The organism is Pseudomonas proteolytica (genome assembly GCF_007858275.1).
GTDB lineage: Bacteria > Pseudomonadota > Gammaproteobacteria > Pseudomonadales > Pseudomonadaceae > Aquipseudomonas > Aquipseudomonas proteolytica.
The window spans coordinates 1-25,728 of sequence record NZ_VFEV01000040.1 but is presented as its reverse complement, the minus strand read 5'-3'; the positions used below and the strand labels follow the sequence as shown (position 1 = coordinate 25,728).

The window sequence follows — 25,728 nt, the reverse complement described above, 5'->3', positions numbered from 1 at the left end:
TGGGGTAGGTAATGGGGTTTTTGAGACTGTTCTTGGCGTTGTCTGTAATTGCAGGGCACTCAAATACTCCGGTGTTTGGATTCTGGGGCGTTAGCGGCTGGTATGCTGTAAACGCTTTCTTCGTTATTTCAGGGTTCTATATGGCGATGGTCCTTAATGAAAAATACAAAGATCTTAGTTCCGTTACTTTCTACAAGAGCAGGATTTTTCGACTTTTCCCAACCTACTACGTGGGGCTTATACTGGCCCTTGTCGTTTCATATTCGGCAATATCGATTCATTTTGATACGCTGTCGATAGGCTCCAAGATATATTTCATACTTCAAAATATTTTTATAGTCGGCCAGGATCTGGCTTACGTTTTCTGTGTGGGAACGTCTACCGGTGTGTGCGCTCACCCTGTGGCGATGACAATTAACCCGCCTGCATGGTCTCTTGCAGTCGAGCTAGGGTTTTATCTGATCGCGCCGTTTGTTTTGAAGTCAGCCAAAAAGACGTATCTGTTTTTTGCTGTCGGCTGTATCTATCTCTTGCTGCTGAATGGAGTTTCGTTCCCGACAAGCGCACTATCGCTCTTGGGGGAGTGGCTCGCACCAGTAGGGGCGGCGAATTCGCCCGTGTTCAATTACTATTTCTACCCGTCATCCTTCATATTCTTTGGTGGTGGCGCTTTGGCGTACCACTTGAGCAAAAGAGCTTCGGAGCCAAGCTATTTTCTTAGCATCGCTACAGTGCTTGCGCTTGCATTCACCACAACAGTAATGCCGTTTTGGCATCTTTTGTTTTTTGCAATTTCAATTCCAGTAGTGTTCAAGTACACGAAAAGCAATCGTGTTGATCGGCTTGTTGGTGAATTGTCATATCCGGCATACATTCTGCACTTCCCGATATTGCTGTTCCTCAAAGAGTATTCAGTATCACACCCTCAGTACTTTTCCTTTGTGAACCTCGGGACGCTGGTAGCAATTATTTCTTGCTGTCTTGGTCTTGTTGTTTATCACCTTGTTGATAAGCGGGTCGATAGCTACAGGCACTCACGAGATTTTCTGTCTGCGCGCGTAAATGAGGGAGATGGCAGATATTTGATGTTTTCTCGCGCGCTTGTATTAGCTTACTTTCTTTTTCCTGCAATTGTCATCGGCGGTATTTATGCCAGCCAAGCAGAGTTGAGGGCGGTTCCTTCTAAGTCAGCTTTAAGCTTAACCGATGCGAACTGGCTGAATGGTGTGTCAAGGAGTGGGAACGGTTTTGTTGTAGAGGACAAAAGTTCAAACATAAAAAAATATAAGGTAGGCTCGGTGGTTAAATTTTCAAATGGTGAGCTTAGAACCATCGTGAGCGTGGTCGGATCGTCGCCGTATCTTAATATCTACCTTGATGGACCAGCGCTTGACGGTAATGTCGTCGGGTTTCCACAGGAAATTGAAATAGTTAAGTGAGGGTGCCGTGCTCCGTAGAGGATAGCTCTCATCCTTGAATACACATCAGATTAGCTGCACTTAACGTGCGCGATTAATTGAGACCCGCCATTGAGCGGGTTTCTTTTTGACTGGAGAAAAGCATGCCGATCACCGAGCAGCAGTTGCTGCGCATCCTCCCTAACGCCGGCCGCCAAGCTGGCGTTTTTGCATCTGCGCTGAGCCTGGCCATGGAGCGGTACCAGATCAGCACAAAGCTGCGAATGGCGGCTTTCATTGCCCAGGTCGGGCATGAGTCGGGACAGTTCCGATACGTGCGCGAGTTGGGCGGCGACCAGTACCTGAGCAAGTACGATACTGGCACCTTGGCCAAGCGCCTTGGGAATACGCCAGAGGCTGATGGTGACGGGCAGAAGTACCGCGGGCGCGGCTTGATTCAGGTTACGGGCCGCGACAACTACCTGGCGTGCAGCAAGGCCCTGTTCGGCGATGACCGCCTACTGCGCACCCCTGAGCTACTGGAGCAGGCAGAGTGGGCGGCCAAGTCTGCGGCTTGGTTCTGGAATTCCCGCGACCTGAACAAGCTGGCCGACTCCGGGTCGTTCGAGATGATCACCCGGCGAATCAACGGCGGCGTCAACGGCCTGGCTGAGCGCGTTGCCTTCTATAACGCTGCGCTGAAGGTGCTGGCATGAACGCTCTCTGGCTGCGGATCCTTCCTTATATAGCAGCTGTAGCTATGGTCCTGGGCGGCCTGCTCCTGGCGTACAGCCACGGCCAGTCGGTCAAGGATGCCGAGTGGCAGGCCAAGTGGAGCGCCCGGGACGCCCTGGACGCAGATGCGAAGGCCCTCAACGAATCCACCGAGCGCGCCAAAGAGCAAGCCCGGCAAAATACAATCAACAAGGTGATTCAGGATGGCCAGAAAGTCATTGACCAAGCATATGCTGATGGTGCCGCTTCTCGCGATGATCGCAGCTTGCGGGACGCAGCCGACGAAACCGCCGGTCGAGTCGCAGCCAGTCAAGCCGGCGGCCATTCCTGCACTGCCGCCGCAAGCCAGGCAGCTACCCGCGCCGTCATGGTGTTTGCCGACGTGCTCAAGCGCGCTGATCAAAGAGCGGGAGACTTGGCGGCAGATGCTGATCAAAGCCGAGGCCGCGGAGTGACGTGCGAGCGGGCCTATGATGGGTTGGGTGGTTGAAGTAGTTCTGCGCTCACCAGATCAGCCCACTCCTGCATCATTTCACGTCGCTGCTCAATATAGGCCGCGTGGTTGTATACGTCCCTTATGAAGCTGCTATCGGCGTGAGCAAGCTGCCTCTCAATCCAGTCCCTGTTGTATCCGCGCCCGTTCATCTCGGTGGAGAATAGGTGGCGGAAGCCGTGCGGGGACTGCTTCCCCGTAAGCCCGCACGTCCCCATTACGTTGCTTGCATAGTTGATGCCGATCGGGGCTGTAGAGTCGCTTCTGTTGGTGAAGACGTATCGAAGATTGCCAGATATTGGAAGCATTCCCCTCAGGAGTTCAACGGCCTGGGTCGATAGCGGTACCGCATGTTCGCGGCGAGCCTTCATTTTTTGCGCCGGGGTTATCCAGGTCGCAGCATCAAGGTCGATTTCAGACCACTCAATCTGCCTGACCTCGCCCGGGCGAGACGCGGTGTAGATCATGAGCATTACCGCAGATCGGAGCTGATAGCTCGTAATGTTCTGTTGAATGGCCGCAATGGTCTTAGGTAGCTCGCTCATCGGCAGGAATGGGTGGTGGCTGCTCTGCGCGCCCTTTTCGGTTACAGCATGCATTTCAGCGGTTGGGTTCGACTCTATGATCCCCGTTGCAATGGCGTAGCTGAAAACCTGGCCCATGCGCTGCCGGGCCTTCACCGCGGTAACGACTGAGCCGCGCTTTTCAATCTTTCGTATCAGGCTGATCACATCTGATCGCTTGATAGAGTCGATCTGTCGGATACCGAAGACCGGAAGCACATCCAACTCCATCAGGTTGCTGATAATTCGATAGGTGCCTGGGGAGATACTTCCCTTTCTGAAGGCCAACCATTCATCGTAGATCCTGCGGAACGTTCGACTGCCGGCCTCAATCAATCCCGCCTTCTTTTCCTTCCTCGATTCACGCGGATCAATTCCGCGTGCAATATCTTCCCGCGCCTCATCTCTTCGTGAGCGCGCGTCCTTTAGGCCCGTGTCCGGGTATGTCCCAAAAGAAATCCTCGCCTGCTTGCCAAGCCATGTGAACCGAAAGTGCCAGCTCTTTATTCCGCTGGCGGCCACGTATAGGGATAGCCCGAGTGTGTCGGGGAGGGTGTACGCCTTGTCCTTTGGCTTTGCCTGCCTGGCTGCGGTATCCGTGAGAGCCACTAGTACATCCTCTGAAAAATATTCCCGATGTACTGGATGATGTACTAAGAAAATGCCAATGGGAAGGTATTGCGCGGTACGGAGTGGTACACGCATGTTTCATGCTTTGGGGGGATGGAGGGTGTTAGTGATACTGAGGGGTTTTAGGCGGGAGTCTACCGTGGAATCTTTGAAAATTTCCACGGTATGACCTGTAAGGCAGGAGTTTCTAGGGCGGTGTGCGGTTGTCAGTGTCGGGTGGGCGTTTGATGGGCCCAAGCGACCGACTTGGCGCGCATTCTAACCTGTTTTAAGGGCCGACCTGGTGGCGTGTATCAAGCGTGGTTATTCCTGGGACCACAACGTTGTACTGACCTTGACCCCGTCCCCACACGGCAGTGAGTACTGCGACCCTCGCCGCTGCAACTCTGTGAGTGCACGGGCACACTGCACCTGGCCTTGGGCCGCCGCGTTATCAATGCTGATGTTGCCGGTGGTTTCAGACACAAGGTCGCCGTTTTTCTCGACCCGGATCAATGGCCGCTCGGGCTTGATTTCAAACCGGCTTTTCGTCGGCTCGATGTTCAGTGCCAGCTCGGCAGGGGCGGCTGGCAGTTGATCTTCGGTAACACCATACCGCTTGAGCAGCGAGAGATTGGGCAAGTCTTGTGCGCTTGCTGGGCCCACTGCCAGGAGCAGGAACAAACCAAGGCCATACATTATTCGGCGATCAGAACCCATGATTGTATCTTTCCATGGTTGATTCTTGATGGGCTGGATTGAAGAACAACTTATTGTTATCGCAACCGCGTTTAGGGCATGGAGTGTCCAACCAGAATGAAGAGCCGTAGCGGTTGCCGAACTGCGTGCCTGGTTCATAAACCTTGAACGAGGACGGGTTGAAACTACCGGTGCTGCAGCCGCTGGTAATCAGGGCAACAGTAAAGAGGCCCAGGAGCTTTATGGGGTTCATAGGAGGTAATCCGTTTTAAGTTGATCAGTGTTCTACAGTGCTGCCCAGGAGCCGGGCAGCATGGTCCAAGGCCTAGGCCTCTTCACTCTCGAATTCCAGCAAGTCGCCGGGCTGGCAATCCAGAGCGATACATAGCTTGTTCAGGGTTTCGAGTTTAAAACCTTTGATTTTTCCGTTTTTCAATAGCGATAGATTGGCTTCCGTAATCCCAATGGCTTCTGCAAGCTGATTGGAGCGGATTTTTTTCTTCGCCATCATGACGTCCAAACGAATAATGATCGTCATGGTTTATATGATGCTTTTGTTTTCATCGTTAATAGCCTTGGACTCAGCCACTATTAATGAGAACGCACACAGAAATATGCCTTGGATGATTTCATAGATCGCGGTGGATGAAATACCAATGTCGATGCTGATGGCGCGCTCTCCGGAAGGCATGTCAATCGCCAGGGCCAAACCCTGGAGGGTGTAAATCACAGGTGCCAACAGTGGGCTGATAATAAAAAGAAGTCCCATCCACCACAGCATCTTTATATTTGATTCGATCCAGATCTGTCCTTTGGAAAGACGCATGAAAAAAATGCCGGTCAGTAACAGGGCAACCACCATCAGGTCGGCAGGCAGCATATCCAATACCAGAAGCAGGCCGGTTGCCAGGGACGATGGCTGATAGTCCGGGGCCAACAGCAAAGGCATCTGGCTGCCATAGGTGCTCAGGTGACTGGCCAGGATATTCGAATAGTCGAAGATCCAGAGCAATGGGGTACAGCCGAACTCGACAAGTGCCACGGCCCACGCCAGCAACGCGGCAAAGGCTCCGATGGAGCGCAGGCGGCTGTTGGTGGAGACGGAATCCAGATTGTTGTCCATGTGTCGTTCCAAGCGCAGTTGATGGGGCGAATATTCCATGAATAATTATCGAATTACAATAATTTTTTCCAAAAAACTAATGGCGCCCTCTGCATCCTTAAACGTTCGGGGTAGGAATCAAATCGAGTCACAGGGCAATCAGGCGCTCACCCAATCGGCCGTTATCGGCCAGTTCGAGGAACTCATCACCCAGCCGCTGGCTTTCACTCATTGCGGTTTGCCAGTACTGATTGCGTCGGGCGTCATCCCCCACAAAGCGCTTGAAGTCGCTGCGATCTGGCAATTTGCCGTAGGGCAGGCGAGCCAGGTACTCCCGTGAGGGCGCCAATAGCAACACATCCTGCAAACCCTGGGGGTTGCTGCGCCGCCACGGCAGGCTCTTATCGAACCAGCCGGGGATGACCCGGTCGGTGAAGTGCGGGTACAGCACGATGTCATCGCCGTGGTAGGGCAGGTCGAGGTGGTAGTCCAGCAGGCCGCCATCGCGATAGGTGCCGGCACCGGCGCCCGGCAGGTCGCGCACGCCTTGCATGACCATGGGGATCGAGCCGGACGCCAGCAGTGCCTGGCGCAGGTTGCCCAGTTCCAGGTCGAGGAAGCGCGAAGGGAAATCCTTGAGCGGGTGCAGCGGCGGCGCCTGGCGCGGGTCGTGGATGATCAGTCGCTCAAAATGCCGGGACAGCCGCGCACGGCCACGCAGGTTGTCGGCGATTACCGAGGACAGGCCCAGGCCCAGGCGGCCACGGTGATCGTCGGCCAGCAGGCCATGGCTTTTGACGACCACGATATTCAGGCGATAGTGCGGGTTATCCAGCAGCGTCGCATCGCGCCCGGCCAACAGGTCATCGAGCATGCGCTGGCAGCTCTGGCTGACTTCGGCCATGGTCACACCCTTGGCAAAGCGTTGCTCGTTGTACAAGCGACCAAGGTCGAGCAGGCCTTGTACAGGGTCTGGCAGGCAGGCGCTGGCAAAGCGCCAGGAACCGATGGAGGCACCGATCAGCGAGCGCTCGCGGGGCGCGCGTGCCAGCCAGTCACCGAACAACGCCAGGTCCAGGCCCTGTATGCCCAAGGCCTTGGGGCCCCCGGCTGCGCCGGGCAAAATTCCTACGTCGGCAGGCTGCAGGCCTTGTTCGCGAATGCGTGCAAAGGCGCGCTGGCCAGCCTTGAGCGTCAGGGCTGGAAACTTGATGTGGATGGCGGTCATACCGATCTCTGTGCAGGCGAGCAGGGCAGTATAGGAAATCTTCCCGGGGGCCTGGCAAGGTGTTGTGGGACAATTGCCATGGTGGCAATTCAGTTTCAGTTAAGTTGCGATCCGTACTGTAGGGAGCGTAGGCAAAACATCCTGAAATGGAGAATCATCATGAAATACCTCACAGCCGTTATCGCCGCCAGTATCATCGCCCTCACCACCGGCCTGGCCCAGGCCCGGGACCTGGGACCGGATGAAGCGCTGAAACTGCGTGACGCTGGTACCATCCTGTCGTTCGAGAAGCTCAACGCTGCCGCCCTGGCCAAACATCCCGGTGGCACTGTGCATGAGACCGAGTTGGAGCAGGAGTACGGCAAATACATTTACCAGGTTGACCTGCGCGATGCCCAGGGCGTCGAGTGGGACGTGGAATTGGACGCTGTCACCGGGCAAGTTCTCAAGGATCATCAGGATACGTAATGAAGGTAAATCTACGCACCGGCAGTCGACTGGCGCTGGTGCTCCTGGCCTTTTGCTCGGTGGTGGCTGCCCGAGACCTCAATCAGGACGAAGCCCTGGCGCTGCGCCAGCAAGGGGTGATCCTGTCCCTTGAGCAACTGCTGCAGCAGGCCATGGCGCGGCATCCCGGGTCCCGGTTGCTGGAGGCCGAGCTTGAGAGCAAGCACGACCGCTACGTCTATGAAGTAGAGCTGGTGACCACCGATGGCGTGGTTCGGGAAATTAAACTGGACGCGACCACGGGCGCGCTGCTTAAAGACGAGGAAGATGACTGATGCGCCTGCTTCTGGTGGAAGACCACGTGCCCCTGGCCGATGAATTGCTGGCCGGGCTCAAAGCCCAGGGGTACGCCGTGGATTGGCTGGCGGACGGTCGTGACGCGGTGTATCAGGGGCGTAGCGAGCCGTATGACCTGATCATCCTCGATCTGGGCTTGCCCGGGTTGCCGGGGCTTGAGGTGTTGAGCCAATGGCGCGCCGCCGCCCTGGCGACCCCGGTGTTGATCCTCACCGCCCGTGACTCCTGGGCCGAACGCATCGAAGGGCTCAAGGCCGGAGCCGACGATTACCTGAGCAAACCGTTTCACCCCGAAGAGTTGTACCTGCGCATCCAGGCGTTGTTGCGCCGCTCCCATGGCCAGGCCAACCAGCCGACGCTGCAGGCCGCCGGCCTGCATCTGGATGAAGGCCGCCAATGTGTGATGCGCGACGGTGCCGAGGTGCAACTGACCGCTGCCGAGTTCCGTCTGCTGCGCTACTTCATGCTGCATCCCGAGCAGATCCTGTCCAAAAGCCACCTGGCCGAGCACTTGTACGATGGTGAAACCGAGCGCGACTCCAACGTCCTCGAAGTGCACGTCAATCATCTGCGCCGCAAGCTGGGGCGTAGCGTGATTGAAACCCGGCGCGGCCAGGGTTATCGCTTTGGCGCCAGCCCCACGTGAGGTCGATCCAGCGGCGTTTGAGCCTGGGGCTGATCAGCGTGATGGTGATCGTCGGCCTGGTGCTGGCGCAAACCAGCCTGTGGCTGTTCGAAATGGGTTTGCAGCGCTACCTGGAGTCGGGCCTGCGCAACGACAGTGAAAACCTGCTGGTGGCCCTGGTGCGTGGCCCCGGTGGCGTGCAACTGGATGAACAGCGCTTGTCGCCGGCCTATCAGCGGCCGTTCTCCGGGCATTATTTTCGTATCGACTTCAGCGACAACCACTGGCGCTCCCGCTCCCTGTGGGACCAGGAACTGCCGCAGCTGCCCCAGGCCGGCCTGCAGGGCAATCTGCAGTTGGGCCCGGAAGGCCAGCAATTGCTGATACTGCGCTCGGACTACAAACGGTTTGGCCAGGCGATTTCCATCAGCGTGGCCCAGGACTACACACCGGTGCGCGAGAGTTTTCGCCTGATGCGCCAGGTCGGCCTGGTCCTGGGGATGGCGGCGTTGCTGCTGATCCTGCTGCTGCAACGGGTCACTGTGCGTCGGGCCCTGCGCCCGCTGGAGACCGCCCGCGAGCAGATCGCGCAGTTGCAGCAAGGCCAGCGCTCGCAACTGGACACCCAGGTGCCGGTGGAACTCGAGCCGCTGGTGGCACAGATCAATCACCTGCTGGCCCATACCGAAGACAGCCTCAAACGCTCGCGCAACGCCCTGGGCAACCTCGGCCACGCCTTGAAGACGCCCCTGGCAGTGCTGTTGAGTGTGGCGTCCAGCGAGCAGCTCAAGGACCAGCCGCAATTGGCCAAGTTGTTGCGCGAGCAGTTGCAGCAGGTGCAGCAACGGCTCAACCGCGAACTCAACCGCGCGCGCCTGGCCGGTGAAACCCTGCCCGGCGCACTGTTCGACTGCGACAGCGAACTGCCAGGCCTGCTGGCGACCTTGAACATGATCCACGGCGAGCACCTGGACCTGAGCTACCACGTACGCCCCGGCCTGCAGCTGCCTTGGGACCGTGAAGACCTGCTGGAGCTGCTGGGCAACCTGCTGGACAACGCCTGCAAATGGGCGGATGCCGAGGTGCGCGTGAGCATTGACGAGGCGCCCCATAGTTTTCAGCTGCGGGTCGAGGATGACGGGCCGGGGATTCCCGAGGCTCAGCGTAGCCAGGTGTTCAGCCGAGGCACTCGCCTGGATGAGCAGACCGATGGCCATGGCCTGGGGTTAGGGATCGTGCGGGATATCGTCGAGGTGTGGGGTGGCACTTTGCAGTTGCATGAGAGTGAGTTCGGCGGCCTCAAGGTGCTGATCGAGTTACCCCGACGCCAGGGCTGATGGCACTTTGTTTTCGATTTGTAGGGATTTGCAACAAGGCTTTTCCTTGTAACGCCTGGCCACAACCATTTCGCTTATAACAGCCACCTGGCTGACCATGCCGAGTGTTTTTTTTCGCTCAAGGCATGGTGTCTGTCAGAGCACTTGCCAGCCGGGCACTCGCTTGCTCGGTACCTAATAAGAAAGATAAAAGGTGACTCCCATGCGAATGACCAAGCGTTTCAGTGTGTTTGCTGCTGCCGCAGCCTTTGCCACAAGTACTGCAGCACTCGCCGCCCCCACATTTATCAACGTGCTGACGGGGGGTACCAGCGGCGTGTATTACCCGATCGGCGTGGGCCTGTCGCAGCTCTACAGCAATGGCATCGAAGGGTCGAAGACCTCGGTGCAGGCCACCAAGGCGTCGGTAGAAAACCTCAACCTGCTGCAAGCCGGTCGCGGCGAGCTGGCCTTTGCCCTGGGTGACTCGGTAGCCGATGCGTGGAATGGAGTCGAAGAGGCCGGCTTCAAGGCCCCGTTGCAAAAACTGCGGGCGATTGCCGGCACCTATCCGAACTACATCCAGATCGTTGCCAGCCAGGAGTCCGGCATCACTACCCTGGCCGACCTGAAAAACAAGCGCATCTCCGTCGGTGCGCCGAAATCCGGCACCGAGCTCAACGCCCGCGCGATCTTCAAGGCGGCTGGCCTGAGCTATGAAGACCTGGGCAAGGTCGAGTTCCTGCCTTACGCCGAGTCGGTCGAATTGATCAAGAACCGCCAGTTGGATGCCACCCTGCAGTCCTCGGGGCTGGGTATGGCGGCGATCCGTGACCTGGCCGCAACGATGCCGGTCACCTTCGTTGCCATTCCCCCAGAGGTCATCGCCAAGATCGACAACGCGGCCTACCAGGCCGGCACGATCCCGGCAGGCACCTACGACGGTCAGGCCAGCGATGTACCCACAGTGGCCATCACCAACCTTCTGGTCAGCCATGACGGCGTGCCCGATGACGTGGCCTACCAGATGACCAAACTCATGTTCGACAACCTCGATCGCCTGGGCAATGCCCACTCGGCCGCCAAGGATATCCAGTTGGAAGGCGCGGCCAAGGGCCTGCCGATCCCGCTGCATCCGGGCGCCGAGCGCTTCTATACGGAGGCAGGCGTCCTGTAGGCGGCAGGTGGGTGCTGTGTGCAGCACCCACCGCTGCGCGCACTTGCCTGGGCTGCGAATAAAACCTTCGTACATCGCGCATCGGGTTTTGTTGGTCTATCGACGTTGTAACGTGGGAGTACCCGCATGAGTGAGCAAGACCAAAGCCTCGCCGCCAATCCCAGGGATTGGCCCCGAGCACTGTTTTATGTCGCGCTGTTGTTTTCCGTGTTCCAAATCATCACCGCAGCCTTCCATCCGGTCTCCAGCCAGATTCTGCGGGCCGTGCACGTGGGCTTTCTGCTGCTGGTGGTATTTCTGTGCTTTCCGGCGCGGGGCAAGGCCCAGCCCTGGCAACCGCTGGCCTGGCTGTTGGGGCTGGCCGGGATGGCTACGGCGTTCTACCAGTGGTATTTCGAAGCCGCGCTGATTCAACGCTCCGGCGACCTGACCGGCAGCGACATGGTCGTCGGCCTGGTGCTGATCGTGCTGGTGTTCGAAGCCGCGCGGCGGGTGATGGGGATTGCCTTGCCGCTGATCTGTGCGCTGTTCCTGGCCTACGGCCTGTTTGGCCAGTACCTGCCGGGCGAGCTGATGCACCGCGGCTATGCCATCGACCAGATCGTCAACCAACTGGCCTTTGGCACCGAGGGGCTGTACGGCACGCCGACCTATGTCTCGGCCACCTACATCTTCCTGTTTATACTGTTCGGCGCGTTCCTCGAACAGGCCGGGATGATCAAGCTGTTCACCGATTTCGCCATGGGCCTGTTCGGCCATAAGCTCGGTGGCCCGGCGAAGGTGTCGGTGGTGTCGTCGGCGCTGATGGGTACCATCACCGGTTCGGGGGTGGCGAATGTGGTGACCACCGGCCAATTCACCATCCCGTTGATGAAGCGCTTTGGCTACAAGTCGGCGTTTGCCGGCGGCGTGGAAGCGACCTCGTCGATGGGCAGCCAGATCATGCCGCCGATCATGGGCGCGGTGGCTTTTATCATGGCCGAGACGATCAACGTGCCGTTCTTCGAAGTGGCCAAGGCCGCGTTGATTCCGGCCATGTTGTACTTCGGCTCGGTGTTCTGGATGGTTCACCTGGAAGCCAAGCGTTCCAACCTGTGCGGCTTGCCCAAGAGCGAATGCCCGAACCCCTGGGCCGCGGTGAAGCAGCGCTGGTATCTGCTGATCCCGTTATTCGTGCTGATCTACCTGCTGTTCTCCGGACGCACTCCGTTGTTCTCCGGCATGGTCGGCCTGGCACTGACCTCCATCGTCATCCTGGGCTCGGCGATCATCCTGCGGGTATCGTCCACGGCCCTGCGTTTTGTTTTCTGGATCGTCCTGGGCGTGCTGTGTGCGGGCTTCTTCCGGCTCGGTATCGGTATGGTGTTTGGAGTCGTGGCGCTGTTGGTGGCGGTGTGCTGGTTCATCAAGGGCGGCCGCGACACCCTGACAATCTGCCTGCATGCCCTGGTTGAAGGCGCACGCCATGCCGTGCCGGTGGGCATCGCATGCGCGCTGGTGGGGGTGATCATCGGGGTGGTGTCGCTGACCGGGGTGGCCTCGACCTTTGCCGGCTACATCCTCGCTATCGGCCAGGACAATCTGTTCCTTTCGCTGGTACTCACCATGCTTACCTGTCTGGTGTTGGGCATGGGCATACCGACCATTCCCAACTACATCATCACCAGCTCGATTGCCGCACCGGCCCTGTTGGACCTGGGCGTGCCGCTGATTGTGTCGCATATGTTCGTGTTCTATTTCGGCATCATGGCCGACCTCACGCCGCCGGTAGCGCTGGCCTGTTTCGCGGCGGCGCCGATTGCCCGGGCAAGCGGCCTGAAAATCAGCCTGTGGGGGATCCGCATCGCCGTGGCCGGGTTTGTCGTGCCGTTCATGGCGGTGTACGAGCCGGCGTTGATGCTGCAGGGCGACAGCCTGCTGGCGACCCTGTATGTGGTGGCCAAGGCGCTGCTGGCCATCGGTATCTGGGGCGCGGTGTTCACTGGCTACCTGCTGACCAGGCTCAGTGGGTGGGAGCGGGTGGTGGGCTTTGCCGCCGGTGCCAGTTTGATTCTGGCAACGCCGTTAAGCGATGAAATCGGCTTCGTCCTGGCAGCGCTGTTGATTGCGCAGCACTGCTGGCGTGCCCATCGCGCCCAGGTGGCCGCGGTGTGATCGGTTTGTGCCTGGGCTTGGCGGGGACGGTGTGGGCGCAGGTTCCCACGCCGGCCTTCACCCTGGCCTGGACGCATACGATCGAGAAAGTGCGCTGGGAAGAGGATTACCGCGTGACCCCGGAGGGGCTGGTGCTGGGTGAGGCACGGGTCAAGGGGTCTGGGGCCGGTATGGAGATTCCGGACGGCGCCCAACTGCGTGAGGGCGGCTGGCATTACCAGCGTCAGCTGCCCCCGTTGCAACCCCTGCGCTTGGGGCGAACCCCCGAGGCCGGGGATTATCAACTGTGTTTCAACCAGCACTGCCACTGGATGAGTACCTGGCTTGGCCCGCCACAGGCGAGCCAGCCAGCGTTGGAGCTCTGGAGTTGTGAGCTGGCGACGTACATCGCCCAACCCAGTGCATCTCAAATTGCCATCAAACCCGGAACTGATCCATCAAGCCTTGTTGCTGATTGGCCAGGCTGTTGAGTGTCTGGCTGACCCGGGCCGACTCATTGGCCTGACCCGACAGCGACTCGGTCACGTCGCGAATCGTCGCCACGTTGCTGTTGATCTCCTCGGCCACCGCGCTTTGTTGCTCGGCGGCGCTGGCGATCTGCAGGTTCATGTCGCTGATCACCGTCACCGCATCGCCGATCTGGCGCAATGCCGTCACTGCCTGGCCGACCTGTTCCACACTGCCTTGGGCCTGGCGATGGCTGTTGCTCATGGAACTCACCACTTCCTGGGTGCCGTTTTGCAACTGTTCGATCACCTGGCGGGTTTCTTCCACCGACTCCTGGGTGCGCCGTGCGAGGTTGCGCACTTCATCGGCGACCACCGCAAAACCACGCCCGGCCTCACCGGCGCGGGCAGCTTCGATGGCGGCGTTGAGGGCCAGCAGGTTGGTCTGTTCGGCAATCGCGCGGATCACTTCCAGCACAGAACCGATCTGCTCGCTATTGGCCGCCAGGCCTTCGACCTGGGCCATCGCCGTACTCATATCGGCGGCGAGGTGGCCGATGCTGGTGGTGGTGCGGTCGATCACGGTCAGGCCTTCGCGGGTGGCCTGATCGGCATCGCGGGCGGCGTGTGCGGCCTGGGCAGCGCTGCGTGCGACGTCCTGGGCGGTGGCGCTCATTTCGTGGGAGGCGGTGGCCACCTGGTCGACCTGGCGGTATTGCTGGTCCATGCCGGCACTGGTCTGGCTGGCAATCGCCGCCGATTGGTCGGCGGTGCTGCGCGCGTCCTGCACCGAGCGTTTGACCTCGGCAATGATCGGTTGCAGCTTGTCGAGGAAACGGTTGAACCAACTGGCCAGTTCACCGAGTTCGTCGCGCTTGTCGTAGGCCAGGCGCCTGGTCAGGTCGCCTTCGCCGCTGGCGATATCCTCCAGCATGCGGGCCACGCCGAGGATTGGCCGGGTGACGCTGCGGGCCATCAGCCACACCAACAGCAAACCGACAATCGCGGCGAGCAAGCCCAGGCCCAGTTCCAGCAAGGTGCCTTTGGTGTTGTCGGCATCCAGTTCGGCCTTGAGGGCTTGGGCGGGGCCGATCAGGACTTGTTCCGGTACGTCCAGCAACACGCCCCAGGACTTGCCATCGGGAATTGGCTGGAACGGCGCCAGCACCTTGAGTTGCTGGCCGGTGCGCAGGCTGTAGGTTTGGGTACTGTTGGCCATGGCACTGATCAGTTGTGCGCCGCTGGTGGTGTCGACGCTGTCCAGGCGCTGGCTGAGCTTGCTTGCATCCGGGCTGTAGCCGGCGAGCAAACCTACCGGGCTGATGATGCTGACCTTGGTCTGGCCGTCATACAGCTTGCGGCTGGCATTCTGGCTGACCGCCTGCAGGCTGTTGAGGTTGATGTCCACCGACAGCGAGGCGATGACTTTGCCATTGACCGTGAGGGGGAACACGATGCTGGTGAGCAACACGTTTTGCCCGTCGATCACATAAAAGTACGGTTCGATCACGCACGGTTTGAGGGTAGTGCGCGGGCAGGTGAACCAGGTGTTGGCCTTTTCGCCGCTGGGGCCGACGCTGGTGTCGGACATGTCGCTTTCCGGCAGTGCCATCGAGGTCAGCTTGCCGGGTGTCGGCTGCGACCAGTACAGGGCGAAGCGGCCCTTCTCGTTACTGCCCAGCTCGTCCTGGCCGGTAAACAACTCATCCTTGCCATCCAGGGCATTGGCTTCGAACACCAGGGAAAGGCCCAGCAGGTCCGGATTGGCCTGCAGCGCGGCCTTGACTTGGCGGGTCAGGTCTTCACGCAAGTCAAAGGCATCAAGGAAGCGCTTCTCGGCCTGTTCCCGCAAAAACAGCACCTGGCGCGAAAAACCATGGCCGTACTGGTAAGCGTCCATAAACTGTTGGCGGATGCCCAGCGCCTGGACTTCCCCCTGGGCTTCGATGCGCGATTGGGCCGCGACATTGAGCATCTGCGTGCTGGAGGTCTGGACCCTATGTGAGCTCTGATCCATGCGATACAGCGAAAGACCCACTAGCAGGGTCACGATCCCCAACAGACAAAGGCCGGCGAGGAGGGTGATTTTCCATTGAATGGACAGCTGCCTGAGCGACATGGAGATCTTTTAACCTTCGTTACGACAGAGATGATCCGTTGTATCGGCCGCCCGGTTTTTTTCTTTATTCATACGATCAATTGAATTCTGTTTACGACGTCGCGCTTTGACATGGCGTGTCGGCTGCTGCAAAGTGCGCGCCCTCTAATAAAACTCCTTTTCTGCGTGTGCCGTGGTCGCCATTTGGCCAGGGTGCCGGCGCGTGTTGTTTTTATGTTTCTGTCCTGAGGTAACCATGATTAACGCAGTAATCGCCGCGGTCGGCACCATGCTCGTGCTGAGCCTGTCCCGCGTGCATGTGGTCATCGCGATCATCGTCGGCGCCCTGGTCGGCGGCTTGACCGGTGGTCTTGGCATCGACGCGACGCTCAGCGCGTTCAACAGCGGCCTGGGCGGCGGCGCCACGGTGGCGCTGTCTTACGCATTGCTCGGTGCTTTCGCCGTGGCGATCGCCAAGTCCGGCCTGGCCCACGCCCTGGCGGACAAGGCGCTGCTGCTGGTGGATCGCCAGGAAGCGACGGGCGGCAGTCATGTCAAATGGCTGCTGATCTGCCTGCTGGGCGCGGTGGCGATTGCCTCGCAGAACATCCTGCCGATCCATATCGCCTTTATCCCGCTGCTGGTGCCGCCTCTTCTGTATGTGCTGACCAAGTTGCAGATTGACCGGCGCCTGATCGCCTGTGTCATGACCTTTGGCCTGATCACCCCGTACATGTTCCTGCCGGTGGGCTTCGGCAACATCTTCCTCAACCAGATCCTGCTGGCCAACGTCGCCAAGAGTGGGGTGGATATCAGCCAGGTCAATGTGACCCACGCCATGGGCATCCCGGCGCTGGGCATGGTGTTCGGCCTGTTGGTGGCGGTGTTTATCAGCTACCGCAAGAAGCGCGTCTACGACCTGGAGAAAATCGAGCGGGTCGAGCAAGTGGCGGTGCAATACAACCCGCTGACCCTGCTGGTAGCCGGGCTGGCCATTGCCTCGGCGTTTATCATCCAACTGTGGCTAGACTCAATGATCATCGGTGCCCTGGCGGGTTTCCTGATCTTCTCGGTGTCGGGCATCGTGCGCTGGCGCGACACCGATGACCTGTTCACCGAAGGCATGAAGATGATGGCGATGATCGGCTTCATCATGATCGCGTCCTCCGGGTTTGCCGAAGTGCTCAAGGCCACCGGCCAGGTGCAGACACTGGTGCAGGCCTCTGCGGCGTTTATCGGCCATAGCCGTGGCGTGGGCGCGCTGTTGATGTTGCTGGTGGGGTTGCTGGTGACCATGGGGATTGGCTCGTCGTTTTCCACGGTACCGATCCTGGCGGCGATTTTCGTGCCGCTGTGTGTGCAACTGGGCTTCAGCCCCCTGGCCATTGTCTGCATCGTCGGCACCGCTGGCGCCCTGGGCGATGCCGGTTCGCCAGCGTCGGACTCCACCCTGGGGCCGACCTCGGGTTTGAACATCGACGGCCAGCACCACCATATCTGGGACACCGTGGTCCCGACCTTCCTGCACTACAACCTGCCGCTGCTGGTGTTCGGCTGGTTTGCCGCGATGACCCTCTGACCTCTCCTGTAGGAGCGAGCTTGCTCGCGAAGGATTCAAGGGCACCGCGTCCATCCAGGATGCCTGGTGTTATTGCCGACGACTTTCGCGAGCAAGCTCGCTCCTACAGTTTTTTCTCTCAGGGCCGTTAACCTCTTAACGTTGCCCTATAAGAGAGAAGATCCATGCGTCTGAGTCTGAAGGCCAAAGTCCTGTCCCTCGCCGTACTGCCGGTGTTGTTGTTTGCCGTGGTCATCAGCCTGACCACGGTATGGATCCTCAAGGAACAGGCGCGCAGCGAGGTGGCTGAAACCCGCGAGCGGCTGCTCAACAATGCCAAGGCCACCCTGCAGAGTTACGTGGAAGTGGCGATGACCACCATCAAGCCGCTGTACGACGCCGCCGCACCTGGCGACACGGCGGCGCGGGCGCAAGTGGTCAAGCTGCTGTCCAACACCACCTACGGCAAGGACGGTTATTTCTTTGGCTACGACTCCGAGACCATCCGCCTGTTCAAGGGCAACAGCCCCGACGGTGTGGGCAAAAGCTTCAAGGACAACCGTGACCCCAACGGTGTCTACGTCAACCGCGACCTGGTGAAGGTCGGCAAGGACGGCACCCACTACCTGCAATACAGCTCGACCCAGCCGGGGCAAACCGAACTGGTGCCCAAGCTTGGCTACACCGAATACTTGCCCAAGTGGGACATGGTGATCGGTACGTCGGTCAACCTCGACGGTATCGACGCCCTGGTCAGTGAGGTGGAAGCCAAGGTCAACGAACGTATGGAAGGGGTGTTGTTGAGCATCGTCGGTATCGCTGTGGTCCTTCTGTTGCTGATTGCGGCAGTGGGCATGGTGCTGGCCAATACCATCCTGCGCCCCTTGCACCTGATGAAGGCCAACCTCGACGACATCGCCGCCGGCGAGGGTGATTTGACCCGCCGCCTGGCAATCACCAGCCAGGACGAGTTGGGTGAACTGGCCGGTTCGTTCAACCGGTTTGTCGACAAGATCCATGGCTTGGTGCGCCAGATCACCGACATGACTTCGCAACTGACCGGCCTGGTCAGCCAGGTGTCCGAGCAGGCCCACCGTTCGGAGCAGGCCATGGAGCGCCAGCGCCAGGAGACTGACCAGGTGGCCACGGCGATCAACGAAATGTCGTCTGCCGCCCATGAAGTGGCCCGCAGTGCCCAGGGCGCCGCGGTGGCGGCGCAGCAGACCGACGCCGAAGGCCAGGCCGCCAAACGCGTGGTGGATGGCAGCATCGCGCAGATTCATGCACTGGTGAATGACATCCGCAGCAGCGGCGTGTCCCTGGACAGCCTGCAACAGGACGTATCGTCGATTGTCAGCGTACTCGGGGTGATCCGCTCGATTGCCGAACAGACCAACCTGCTGGCCCTCAACGCCGCCATCGAAGCGGCCCGCGCCGGTGAAGCCGGACGTGGCTTTGCGGTGGTGGCCGATGAAGTGCGCGCACTGGCCAGCCGCACCCAACAAAGCACCCAGGAAATCCAGGGCATGATCGACCGCCTGCAAAAGGGCACCGAGGCGGCTGTGGAATCCATGCGCCGCTCCAGCGATGCCGGCGACGGCACCTCGGCCCAGGCCAATGAGGCCGGGGCGTCCCTCGATACCATGGCGCAGTTGATCGGCACCATCAACACGATGAACGCGCAGATCGCCAGCGCCGCGGAAGAGCAAACCGCCGTGGCGGAAGAGATCAACCGCAGCGTGCATCAGATTGCGGTGGCAGTGGACAGTGTGGCGGACGAGACCCAGCAGGGCGCGCAGACTTCACGCAGCCTGGCGGATCTGGGGCAGCGATTGGGGCAGTTGGTGGGGCAGTTCAGGATCTGACCTGGCAATTGCGGTGCTTGTTCTGGCCTCATCGCGGCATCGGTAGACACTGACGAACTCCCCTGTGGCGAGCGGGCTTGCCCCGCGCTGGGCTGCGAAGCAGCCCCAGTGAGCCGAATGCGGCGTATCAAATACTCCCTAGCAGCCGGTTTTGGGGCTGCTTCGCAGCCCAGCGCGGGACAAGCCCGCTCGCCACAGAGCGCTATCTTTAAAGCCTGCTACACATCCCGCATCAACAACCCAAACCCGATATCCATCTCCAACGGCACCGGCACATACACCGTATGCCCATCCCCCGGCGCCACCTCGGTCGCCTCGCCCTTGGCGTTATGCATCCTCCCCAAGTCAAAATGGAAATTCCCCGCCGGGGTCATCAATTCCAGGTGGTTGCCTAGCGCAAAGCGGTTCTTCACCTTGACCTCGGCCAGTTCCCCGCGCCGCTCGCCGGTCAACTCGCCGACAAACTGCTGGCGCTCGGAAACCGAGCTACCGTTCTGGTAGTTCTGGTACTCGTCATGCACATGGCGGCGCAGGAAGCCTTCGGTGTAGCCGCGCTGGGCCAGGGATTCGAGGTTGGTCATCAAACCACGGTCGAACGCGCGCCCGGCCACCGCGTCATCAATGGCCTGGCGGTACACCTGGGTGGTGCGCGCCACATAGAAGTGGGATTTGGTGCGGCCTTCGATCTTCAGCGAGTGCACGCCCATCTGCGTCAGGCGCTCGACGTGCTGTACCGCCCGCAGGTCCTTGGCGTTCATGATGTAGGTGCCGTGCTCGTCCTCGAAGGCCGGCATCTGCTCATCGGGGCGGTTGGCCTCCTGGAGCAGGAACACCTGGTCGGTGGGCGCGCCAAGGCCCAGGGTCGGTTCGGGCTGATACTGCTGGACGATATCGCCCACGCTGTTTTCGACGGCGGGGCTGGCCTGGTACTTCCAGCGGCAGGCGTTGGTGCAGGTGCCCTGGTTGGCATCGCGCTTGTTCATATACCCCGACAACAGGCAGCGCCCGGAATAGGCCATGCACAGTGCGCCATGCACAAACACTTCCAACTCCATGGCCGGCACTTGCTGGCGGATTTCGGCGATTTCTTCCAGGGACAGTTCCCGCGACAGGATGATCCGGCAGATGCCTTGCTGTTGCCAGAACTCGACGCTGGCCCAGTTCACCGTATTGGCCTGTACTGACAGGTGGATCGGCATCTGCGGGAAGTGCCGGCGCACCAGCATGATCAAGCCGGGGTCAGACATGATCAGCGCGTCCGGGCCCATGGCGATCACCGGTTCCAGGTCCTTGAGAAAGGTCTTCAGCTTGGCGTTGTGCGGCGCGATGTTGACCACGACATAAAAGCGCTTGCCCTGGGCCTGGGCCTCGGCGATACCCAGGGCCAGGTTGGCGTGGTCGAACTCGTTGTTGCGCACCCGCAAGCTGTAGCGCGGCTGGCCGGCGTAGACCGCATCGGCGCCGTAGGCAAAGGCGTAGCGCATGTTTTTCAGGGTGCCGGCGGGGGCGAGCAATTCGGGAGCGAGGACAGGGGGCATGGGGATTCAGGTCGCAAAAGGGCGGCAGGGTAGCCGAGCCGGGCCGGGCGCTTATTGATCTGGGTCTACGCTGTAGAAATAAAGATGGCACTCGCCGGATGCGCGGTGGACTAAGCAACAGGGCGCGCTGGGCGCCCGGCGTTTTTCTGGTACGGATCGGACATGAACCAAACGAATCTGCAATTCAAAACCCTGCTGTTGCTGCTGGTCGTGGTGACTGTCGGCTTCTTCTGGATCCTGTTGCCGTTCTATGGCGCGGTGTTCTGGGCGATCATCCTCGGGATCATTTTTGCGCCCATGCAGCGGCGCCTGCAGCTCAAGTTTGGCTGGAACCGCAACCTCACGTCGCTGTGCACCTTGATGGTGTGCCTGGTGATCGCGATTTTACCGGTGATCATCACCAGCGCCTTGCTGGTGCAGGAGGGGGCGACGCTGTACAAGAACGTCGAGAGCGGCAAGCTGGATGTGGCGGGCTACATCGAACAATTCAAGAACTTCCTGCCGCCGTACTTCCAGCACCTGCTGGACCGCTTCGGCATGGGCAACCTGGAGGGCCTGCGCGAGAAAATCGTCAAGGGCGCGATGCAGGGCAGCCAGTTCTTCGCCAGCCAGGCGTTCAGCTTCGGCCAGGGCACCTTTGATTTCCTGGTGAGCTTTTTCATCATGCTGTACTTGCTGTTCTTCCTGCTGCGCGACGGTCCCGAGCTGGTGCGCAAAGTGCGCACGGCGGTGCCGCTGGCCGAGCCGCAGAAGCGTCGCCTGCAACTGAAGTTCAACCGCGTGGTGCGCGCGACCGTCAAAGGCAATGTGCTGGTGGCGGTGACTCAGGGCGCATTGGGTGGCCTGATCTTCTGGTTCCTGGACATTCCCAGTGCGTTGCTCTGGGCGGTATTGATGGCGTTCCTGTCGTTGCTGCCTGCGGTGGGGGCGGGGATTGTGTGGGGGCCGGTGGCTGCGTACTTCCTGCTCAGCGGTTCAATCTGGCAAGGAGTCGTGCTGGCCTTGTTCGGGGTATTTGTGATTGGCCTGGTGGACAATGTGCTGCGCCCGATCCTGGTGGGCAAGGACACCAAGATGCCGGATTACCTGATCCTGATCTCGACCCTGGGCGGGCTGTCGGTGTTCGGCCTCAATGGCTTTGTCATCGGCCCATTGATCGCCGCACTGTTTATCTCCAGCTGGGCGCTGTTTGTCGAGACCAAACCCCGGGTGCGGCTGCCATTGCCCTAGGCTGAGAAGCAGTGGGCCATCTTGCGGGACAGGGCCTGGGCGTCGGGCAACGAGGCCAGGGGCCCGCTGATGGCTTCACCGTCGCGTACCAGGTACCAACAGGCGAGCAAACCCAGTTTGCGCAGGGAGCCGGGGACGGCACTGCCAACGACGGACATGATCTGGATAGTGGGCATATGTACCTCCATTGCTGATGGAGTTCACCTTACGGCGGCCGGGCGGCGAGGGAAAATCACCCTGCTCGATAGTCAACATCACTGCCATCGAGGCTGCGCCGACAGGGCTCAGTCCACCACCTGGTCCAGCATGTGCAGCACTTCTTGTTCATTGAGCAGGCCCTTGTGGACCAGGTTTTCTGCCAGCAACGAGAGAAACTTGGCGCTGCGGTGGCCTTCAAGGTGCTTGAGTTCAGTCAAGGCGCTGTAGACCTTGCTGGAAGTGCAGAGGCCGGCGGTGCGGTGCGGGTTTTGTGTGGGCATGCTGGGGCGTCCTTGTTGTTATGACCTGTTATGGGGGACCGTTTCGATAGTGAGAGTGCCGCGTGCCACAAACATGACAGCGCGCCCCCCGGTTGGGCAAGTACACTTTGGCCTTAATAATGTCGGATTTAACGGTCGGCGATGTCTCCATAACGACCCCGGCGAGATTTATTCAGACCCTGCACCCACAAAAAAGCCCCGCCTGGAATGCGGGGCTTTGTATACCGGGCTTACCAGCCGCGCCCGTAATAGCCTCGGGGCGGGCCGTAGTAGCCGCGTGGTGGCCCGTAATACACCGGCGCCGGGCGGTAATAAACCGGCTGCTGCACGTACACCGGTGGTGGCTGGTAATAGACCGGTGGCGGGGCGGCATACACCGGCTGCGGCTGGTAGTACACAGGTTGTTGCTGCACATACACCGGCCGATCATGGCTGGCGATCACTGAGCCCACCACGGCTGCGCCGACAACTGCACCCAAAACGGCCGGGCCACCCCAACCACCACCATGGGCGGAGGCTTGGCCGGCTACAGCAAGTGCACCGATCAGCAAGGCGATCTTGGGGATTTTACGCATCATGGTCTTTCCTCGGTTGGCCCCTGCGCTTGTGGTCTGAGACTCAAGGATTGTCGCGGGGATACTTTTAAGACAACGTATTTCAGCAAAACAGCACTGCCGCTAGGTAAAGGTTGTGTAAGGTCTGTACCGATTTGCTTACTTGAAGAGGAGTTACCGATGCTGATGAACCCCAACAAGGACACCCAGTTGTGCATGTCGTTGTCGGCCCGCCCGGGTAATTTCGGCCTGCGCTTTCATAACCATTTGTATGAGCAGTTGGGGCTGAATTTTTACTACAAGGCTTTCAGCAGCCAGGACTTGAACGGCGCTGTAGCCGGGATCCGCGCCTTGGGCATTCGTGGCTGTGGGGTGTCGATGCCGTTCAAGGAAGCCTGTATCGAACTGGTGGACGAACTCGACGACTCGGCCCGCGCCATCGCCTCAATCAACACCATCGTCAATACCGCCGGCCACCTCAAGGCCTACAACACTGATTACATCGCCATCGAGCAACTGCTGCAAAAGCACGCGGTGCCCAAGGACTCGACCTTTGCCCTGCACGGCAGTGGCGGCATGGCCAAGGCCGTGGCCAGTGCCTTGCGTGATGGTGGCTACGCCAATGGCCTGATCGTTGCCCGTAACGAAGGAGCAGGCCGTGCCCTGGCGCACAACCTGGGGTATGAGTGGCAGGCGACATTGGGTAACGCGCGGCCGCAGATGCTGGTCAACGTAACGCCCATCGGCATGACCGGCGGCGCCCAGGCCGAGGACCTGGCATTCGAGGCCGACGCCATTGATGCGGCAGAGACTGTATTCGATGTGGTGGCGATCCCCGCCGAAACGCCGCTGATCGTGCGTGGCCGGGCCCAGGGCAAGCGGGTGATTACCGGCCTGGAAGTGATCGCGATCCAGGCACTGGAGCAGTTCGTGCTGTACACCGGCATCCGCCCGACGGATGAGCAGTTCCAGAAAGCCGTAGCGTTTGCCCGACAGGGCTAAGGCAGGCCTTGTAGGAGCCGGCTCCTACAAAGGGGCGGTTATTCGAGGCGTGAGAGGCGTTCTTCCAGCGCCGCAATCCGCGCCTCCAGCTCCTCGATGCGCTCCAGAGAAACCCCGCTGCCAGCGCTGCTGCGCTCCACCGGGCTGCCACGGGCGGCCAGGATCGCCTCGATATCCGCCGGGTCACCCAGAGAGTGGGTGTAGCGGTCCTCACGCTGGCCGGCCTGCTTGGGGACCAGCACGGCAAGGTCGCGGGCGATCAGGCGTTCGAGTTGGTGTACCACCTGCTCGGCATCTTCAAAGTCATGCATGCGCCCGCTGCGGGTCAGCAATTCATTGACCGTCTGCGGGCCACGCAGGAACAACAGGCCAGTAAGAATCACCTGCGCCGGCACCAGTTCCAGGGCCTTGTCCACCCGGTGTTCCCAGCGGTCGGCACGGCTGCCCATCACCAGTTTGGTAAACCCCTGGCCTTCCAGGGCCCGCAGGCTCTGGCCAACCTGGCCCTGGCTGAGGTTCATCACAGGTTCCCGGCTGGTTTTCTGGTTGCAGGCCAGGACCAGGGCATTGAGGGTCAGCGGGTAGGTTTCCGGGTTGGTGGCCTGCTTTTCGATCAGGCAGCCCAGAACACGGATTTCCGTGCTGTTGAGGCGCGGCTCGGAGGAGGTGGTGTCGTGCTCGGCGGTCATCGCGCTTTCCCTATGCAGTGAACCCACTAGCCTAATCCCGAAAAAATAAAAGACAAGCAGCGCTCATGTCTATAATCGCGGCTGTTCAAACCCTGCCACCATTGTCGAGACTGTCATGACTATTTCCCTGTACGCCGCTTCCCTTCCGGTCTTCAAGCAAATGCTCAACGCTTTGAGCGATGTGCTGAACAAGGCCGAGGCCCACGCCACCGCCAAGAACATCGACCCAAACGCCTTGCTGCAAGCGCGCCTGTTCCCGGACATGTTCCCGCTGGTGCGCCAGGTGCAGATCGCCGTGGATTTTGCCAAGGGCGTTTCCGCGCGTCTGGCCGAGATTGAAGTGCCGAAATACGAAGACAACGAAGTCACCTTCGCTGACCTGCAAGCGCTGATCGCCAAGGTTCTGGGGTTCATCGACACCATCACCCCGGCGCAGATCGATGGCAAAGAAGGCATCGAGATCGTCACCCGTCCGGGCACTCCTAAAGAGAAGCGCTTCAGCGGCCAGTCCTACCTGCTGACCTATGGCCTGCCGCAGTTCTTCTTCCACGTCACCACCGCCTACGCCTTGCTGCGTCACAACGGTGTGGAAGTGGGCAAGCGCGACTATATGGGCGCGTTCTAATTACTGAGTAACACCGCAAAACAAATGTGGGAGCTGGCTTGCCTGCGATGGCCATGAGTATCTACACAACTCGCTCTTCCGGGTATGTGTACATATCCGTTGCCGCGGTCGCGGCGGGTATGGGTTCCGCCCTTACGGCGGCTCACTTTTGAACAGCGCAAAAGTAAGCAAAACGCTCTTGCCCCACCACTCGGTGCCTCGCCTAGGCTCGGCATGCCCGCAGTCAGGCATTGCTCCGTGGGCCCGCCGCGATCGGCCATCCATGGCCGTGTCGCGGCTACCCCGGCATCCTGCCGGGGTGCCCACTGCGCAATACCTGCCTGCGGCCATCGTGGTTTGACGGGGCGCCTAAGATCAAAAGCCAGATCAACAGCAAAAGCAAAGCTGCCTACCTGTGGGAGCGGGCTTGCCCGCGATGGCGTCAGTAAGAGCCCCGCAAAGTGCCAGATATCCAACGTCATCGTTAACGACCATCGCGAGCAAGCCCGCTCCCACAAGGGGTACGCGCACGATTCGACGATCAGGTCGGCTGTCAGGCCGCCTCGCTTTGCTTGTGATTTTGATCTTAGCGCCCCGTTGAACCACGCTGGCCGTCATCCGATATTGATTTGGGGGGTAAACCGGCAGGACGCCGGTTTAGCCGCGCTGGGCCATGGATGGCCCATCGCGGCGGCCCCCCAAATCAATGTCGGATTACGGGCACACCGAGCCTAGGCGAGGTGCCGAGTGGTGGGGCAAGAGC

Annotated in this window: 25 protein-coding genes and 2 pseudogenes; 16 read left to right on the top strand and 11 right to left on the bottom strand. The window is 59.9% G+C overall.

Features of this window, described 5'->3' with window-relative positions; genetic code table 11:
* Positions 1–11 precede the first annotated feature (11 nt).
* From FIV38_RS23905 to FIV38_RS23895, 3 genes are all read left to right on the top strand, one after another.
* The gene (locus FIV38_RS23905) at positions 12–1,439 is read left to right on the top strand and encodes an acyltransferase family protein (RefSeq protein ID WP_092238901.1); all 1,428 of its coding nucleotides are present in this window, start codon (positions 12–14) and stop codon (positions 1,437–1,439) included.
* Positions 1,440–1,561: 122 nt separating this feature from the next.
* On the top strand, positions 1,562–2,113 hold the full coding sequence (locus FIV38_RS23900; RefSeq protein WP_092238903.1) for a glycoside hydrolase family 19 protein: 552 nt from the start codon (positions 1,562–1,564) through the stop codon (positions 2,111–2,113).
* Complete coding sequence (locus FIV38_RS23895; protein WP_092238905.1) at positions 2,110–2,622, top strand: DUF2514 family protein; 513 nt, start codon at positions 2,110–2,112, stop codon at positions 2,620–2,622. Before FIV38_RS23900 ends, FIV38_RS23895 begins: the two co-directional genes overlap by 4 nt.
* Here FIV38_RS23895 and FIV38_RS23890 read toward each other — a convergent pair.
* The 5 genes from FIV38_RS23890 to FIV38_RS23870 all read right to left on the bottom strand — a co-directional run bounded on the left by FIV38_RS23890 (position 2,601) and on the right by FIV38_RS23870 (position 6,826).
* Positions 2,601–3,797, bottom strand: coding sequence for a tyrosine-type recombinase/integrase (locus FIV38_RS23890; protein WP_092238907.1), 1,197 nt, complete (start codon positions 3,795–3,797; stop codon positions 2,601–2,603). The two genes, FIV38_RS23895 and FIV38_RS23890, sit on opposite strands and share 22 nt — an antisense overlap.
* A gap of 324 nt (positions 3,798–4,121) precedes the next feature.
* On the bottom strand, positions 4,122–4,517 hold the full coding sequence (locus FIV38_RS23885; RefSeq protein ID WP_211368510.1) for a hypothetical protein: 396 nt from the start codon (positions 4,515–4,517) through the stop codon (positions 4,122–4,124).
* 304 nt (positions 4,518–4,821) lie between these two features.
* A complete protein-coding gene (locus tag FIV38_RS23880) occupies positions 4,822–5,034 on the bottom strand; it encodes a helix-turn-helix domain-containing protein (RefSeq protein WP_029296656.1) in 213 nt (70 codons plus the stop codon).
* A gap of 3 nt (positions 5,035–5,037) precedes the next feature.
* Positions 5,038–5,619, bottom strand: a complete 582-nt coding sequence (locus FIV38_RS23875; protein ID WP_029296654.1) for a hypothetical protein — start codon at positions 5,617–5,619, stop codon at positions 5,038–5,040.
* Positions 5,620–5,746: 127 nt separating this feature from the next.
* Positions 5,747–6,826 carry a patatin-like phospholipase domain-containing protein gene (locus FIV38_RS23870; RefSeq protein WP_092238909.1) on the bottom strand — a complete coding sequence of 360 codons (1,080 nt, stop codon included), beginning with the start codon at positions 6,824–6,826 and terminating at the stop codon, positions 5,747–5,749.
* 159 nt (positions 6,827–6,985) lie between these two features.
* On the opposite strand from FIV38_RS23870, the gene FIV38_RS23865 reads away from it, so the two are divergent.
* The 7 genes and pseudogenes from FIV38_RS23865 to FIV38_RS23835 form a co-directional block, all read left to right on the top strand.
* Positions 6,986–7,294 carry a PepSY domain-containing protein gene (locus tag FIV38_RS23865; RefSeq protein ID WP_029296650.1) on the top strand — a complete coding sequence of 103 codons (309 nt, stop codon included), beginning with the start codon at positions 6,986–6,988 and terminating at the stop codon, positions 7,292–7,294.
* Positions 7,294–7,608 carry a PepSY domain-containing protein gene (locus FIV38_RS23860; protein WP_029296649.1) on the top strand — a complete coding sequence of 105 codons (315 nt, stop codon included), beginning with the start codon at positions 7,294–7,296 and terminating at the stop codon, positions 7,606–7,608. Before FIV38_RS23865 ends, FIV38_RS23860 begins: the two co-directional genes overlap by 1 nt.
* The gene (locus tag FIV38_RS23855) at positions 7,608–8,276 is read left to right on the top strand and encodes a response regulator transcription factor (RefSeq protein WP_029296647.1); all 669 of its coding nucleotides are present in this window, start codon (positions 7,608–7,610) and stop codon (positions 8,274–8,276) included. The genes FIV38_RS23860 and FIV38_RS23855 overlap by 1 nt, the downstream gene beginning before the upstream one ends.
* The gene (locus FIV38_RS23850; protein WP_070995558.1) at positions 8,273–9,592 is read left to right on the top strand and encodes a sensor histidine kinase; all 1,320 of its coding nucleotides are present in this window, start codon (positions 8,273–8,275) and stop codon (positions 9,590–9,592) included. The genes FIV38_RS23855 and FIV38_RS23850 overlap by 4 nt, the downstream gene beginning before the upstream one ends.
* A 202-nt stretch (positions 9,593–9,794) precedes the next feature.
* Entirely contained in the window at positions 9,795–10,748 is a 954-nt protein-coding gene (locus tag FIV38_RS23845) for a TAXI family TRAP transporter solute-binding subunit (protein ID WP_070995559.1), read from the top strand.
* 126 nt (positions 10,749–10,874) lie between these two features.
* Positions 10,875–12,902 (top strand): TRAP transporter permease, encoded by a 2,028-nt coding sequence (locus FIV38_RS23840; protein WP_092238910.1) that lies wholly within the window; start codon positions 10,875–10,877, stop codon positions 12,900–12,902.
* Positions 12,899–13,285: pseudogene (locus tag FIV38_RS23835) on the top strand (DUF1850 domain-containing protein); the annotation flags it as partial. The gene FIV38_RS23840 and the pseudogene FIV38_RS23835, both read left to right, overlap by 4 nt.
* Positions 13,286–13,319: 34 nt before the next feature.
* Here FIV38_RS23835 and FIV38_RS31110 read toward each other — a convergent pair.
* Positions 13,320–15,467, bottom strand: a complete 2,148-nt coding sequence (locus FIV38_RS31110) for a methyl-accepting chemotaxis protein (protein ID WP_029296640.1) — start codon at positions 15,465–15,467, stop codon at positions 13,320–13,322.
* Between the two features lie 238 nt (positions 15,468–15,705).
* On the opposite strand from FIV38_RS31110, the gene FIV38_RS23825 reads away from it, so the two are divergent.
* From FIV38_RS23825 to FIV38_RS30995, 3 genes and pseudogenes are all read left to right on the top strand, one after another.
* Positions 15,706–17,025: a Na+/H+ antiporter family protein gene (locus FIV38_RS23825; protein ID WP_166647879.1), complete on the top strand. Its 1,320-nt coding sequence runs from the start codon at positions 15,706–15,708 to the stop codon at positions 17,023–17,025.
* Positions 17,026–17,189: 164 nt separating this feature from the next.
* Positions 17,190–18,011 (top strand): annotated as a pseudogene (locus tag FIV38_RS31000) (cache domain-containing protein); the annotation flags it as partial.
* Between the two features lie 36 nt (positions 18,012–18,047).
* Complete coding sequence (locus tag FIV38_RS30995; RefSeq protein ID WP_371923830.1) at positions 18,048–18,869, top strand: methyl-accepting chemotaxis protein; 822 nt, start codon at positions 18,048–18,050, stop codon at positions 18,867–18,869.
* A gap of 218 nt (positions 18,870–19,087) precedes the next feature.
* Here FIV38_RS30995 and trhP read toward each other — a convergent pair whose 3' ends face one another.
* The gene (gene trhP / locus FIV38_RS23815) at positions 19,088–20,407 is read right to left on the bottom strand and encodes a prephenate-dependent tRNA uridine(34) hydroxylase TrhP (RefSeq protein WP_092238916.1); all 1,320 of its coding nucleotides are present in this window, start codon (positions 20,405–20,407) and stop codon (positions 19,088–19,090) included.
* 162 nt (positions 20,408–20,569) lie between these two features.
* On the opposite strand from trhP, the gene FIV38_RS23810 reads away from it, so the two are divergent.
* Positions 20,570–21,637 carry an AI-2E family transporter gene (locus tag FIV38_RS23810; protein ID WP_029296631.1) on the top strand — a complete coding sequence of 356 codons (1,068 nt, stop codon included), beginning with the start codon at positions 20,570–20,572 and terminating at the stop codon, positions 21,635–21,637.
* Here FIV38_RS23810 and FIV38_RS23805 read toward each other — a convergent pair.
* The 3 genes from FIV38_RS23805 to FIV38_RS23795 form a co-directional block, all read right to left on the bottom strand.
* A complete protein-coding gene (locus tag FIV38_RS23805; protein WP_092238918.1) occupies positions 21,634–21,813 on the bottom strand; it encodes a hypothetical protein in 180 nt (59 codons plus the stop codon). The two genes, FIV38_RS23810 and FIV38_RS23805, sit on opposite strands and share 4 nt — an antisense overlap.
* A gap of 108 nt (positions 21,814–21,921) precedes the next feature.
* A complete protein-coding gene (locus FIV38_RS23800; RefSeq protein ID WP_029296627.1) occupies positions 21,922–22,116 on the bottom strand; it encodes a hypothetical protein in 195 nt (64 codons plus the stop codon).
* A 230-nt stretch (positions 22,117–22,346) separates the two neighbouring features.
* Positions 22,347–22,694 (bottom strand): hypothetical protein, encoded by a 348-nt coding sequence (locus tag FIV38_RS23795; protein WP_092238920.1) that lies wholly within the window; start codon positions 22,692–22,694, stop codon positions 22,347–22,349.
* A 156-nt stretch (positions 22,695–22,850) separates the two neighbouring features.
* On the opposite strand from FIV38_RS23795, the gene FIV38_RS23790 reads away from it, so the two are divergent.
* A complete protein-coding gene (locus FIV38_RS23790; protein WP_029296623.1) occupies positions 22,851–23,672 on the top strand; it encodes a shikimate 5-dehydrogenase in 822 nt (273 codons plus the stop codon).
* A gap of 38 nt (positions 23,673–23,710) precedes the next feature.
* On the opposite strand, the gene FIV38_RS23785 is transcribed toward FIV38_RS23790, so the two are convergent.
* Complete coding sequence (locus FIV38_RS23785) at positions 23,711–24,361, bottom strand: YceH family protein (protein WP_029296621.1); 651 nt, start codon at positions 24,359–24,361, stop codon at positions 23,711–23,713.
* Between the two features lie 115 nt (positions 24,362–24,476).
* Here FIV38_RS23785 and FIV38_RS23780 point away from each other — a divergent pair, with 115 nt between their 5' ends.
* Positions 24,477–24,986 (top strand): DUF1993 domain-containing protein, encoded by a 510-nt coding sequence (locus tag FIV38_RS23780; protein WP_070995567.1) that lies wholly within the window; start codon positions 24,477–24,479, stop codon positions 24,984–24,986.
* Positions 24,987–25,728 lie beyond the last annotated feature (742 nt).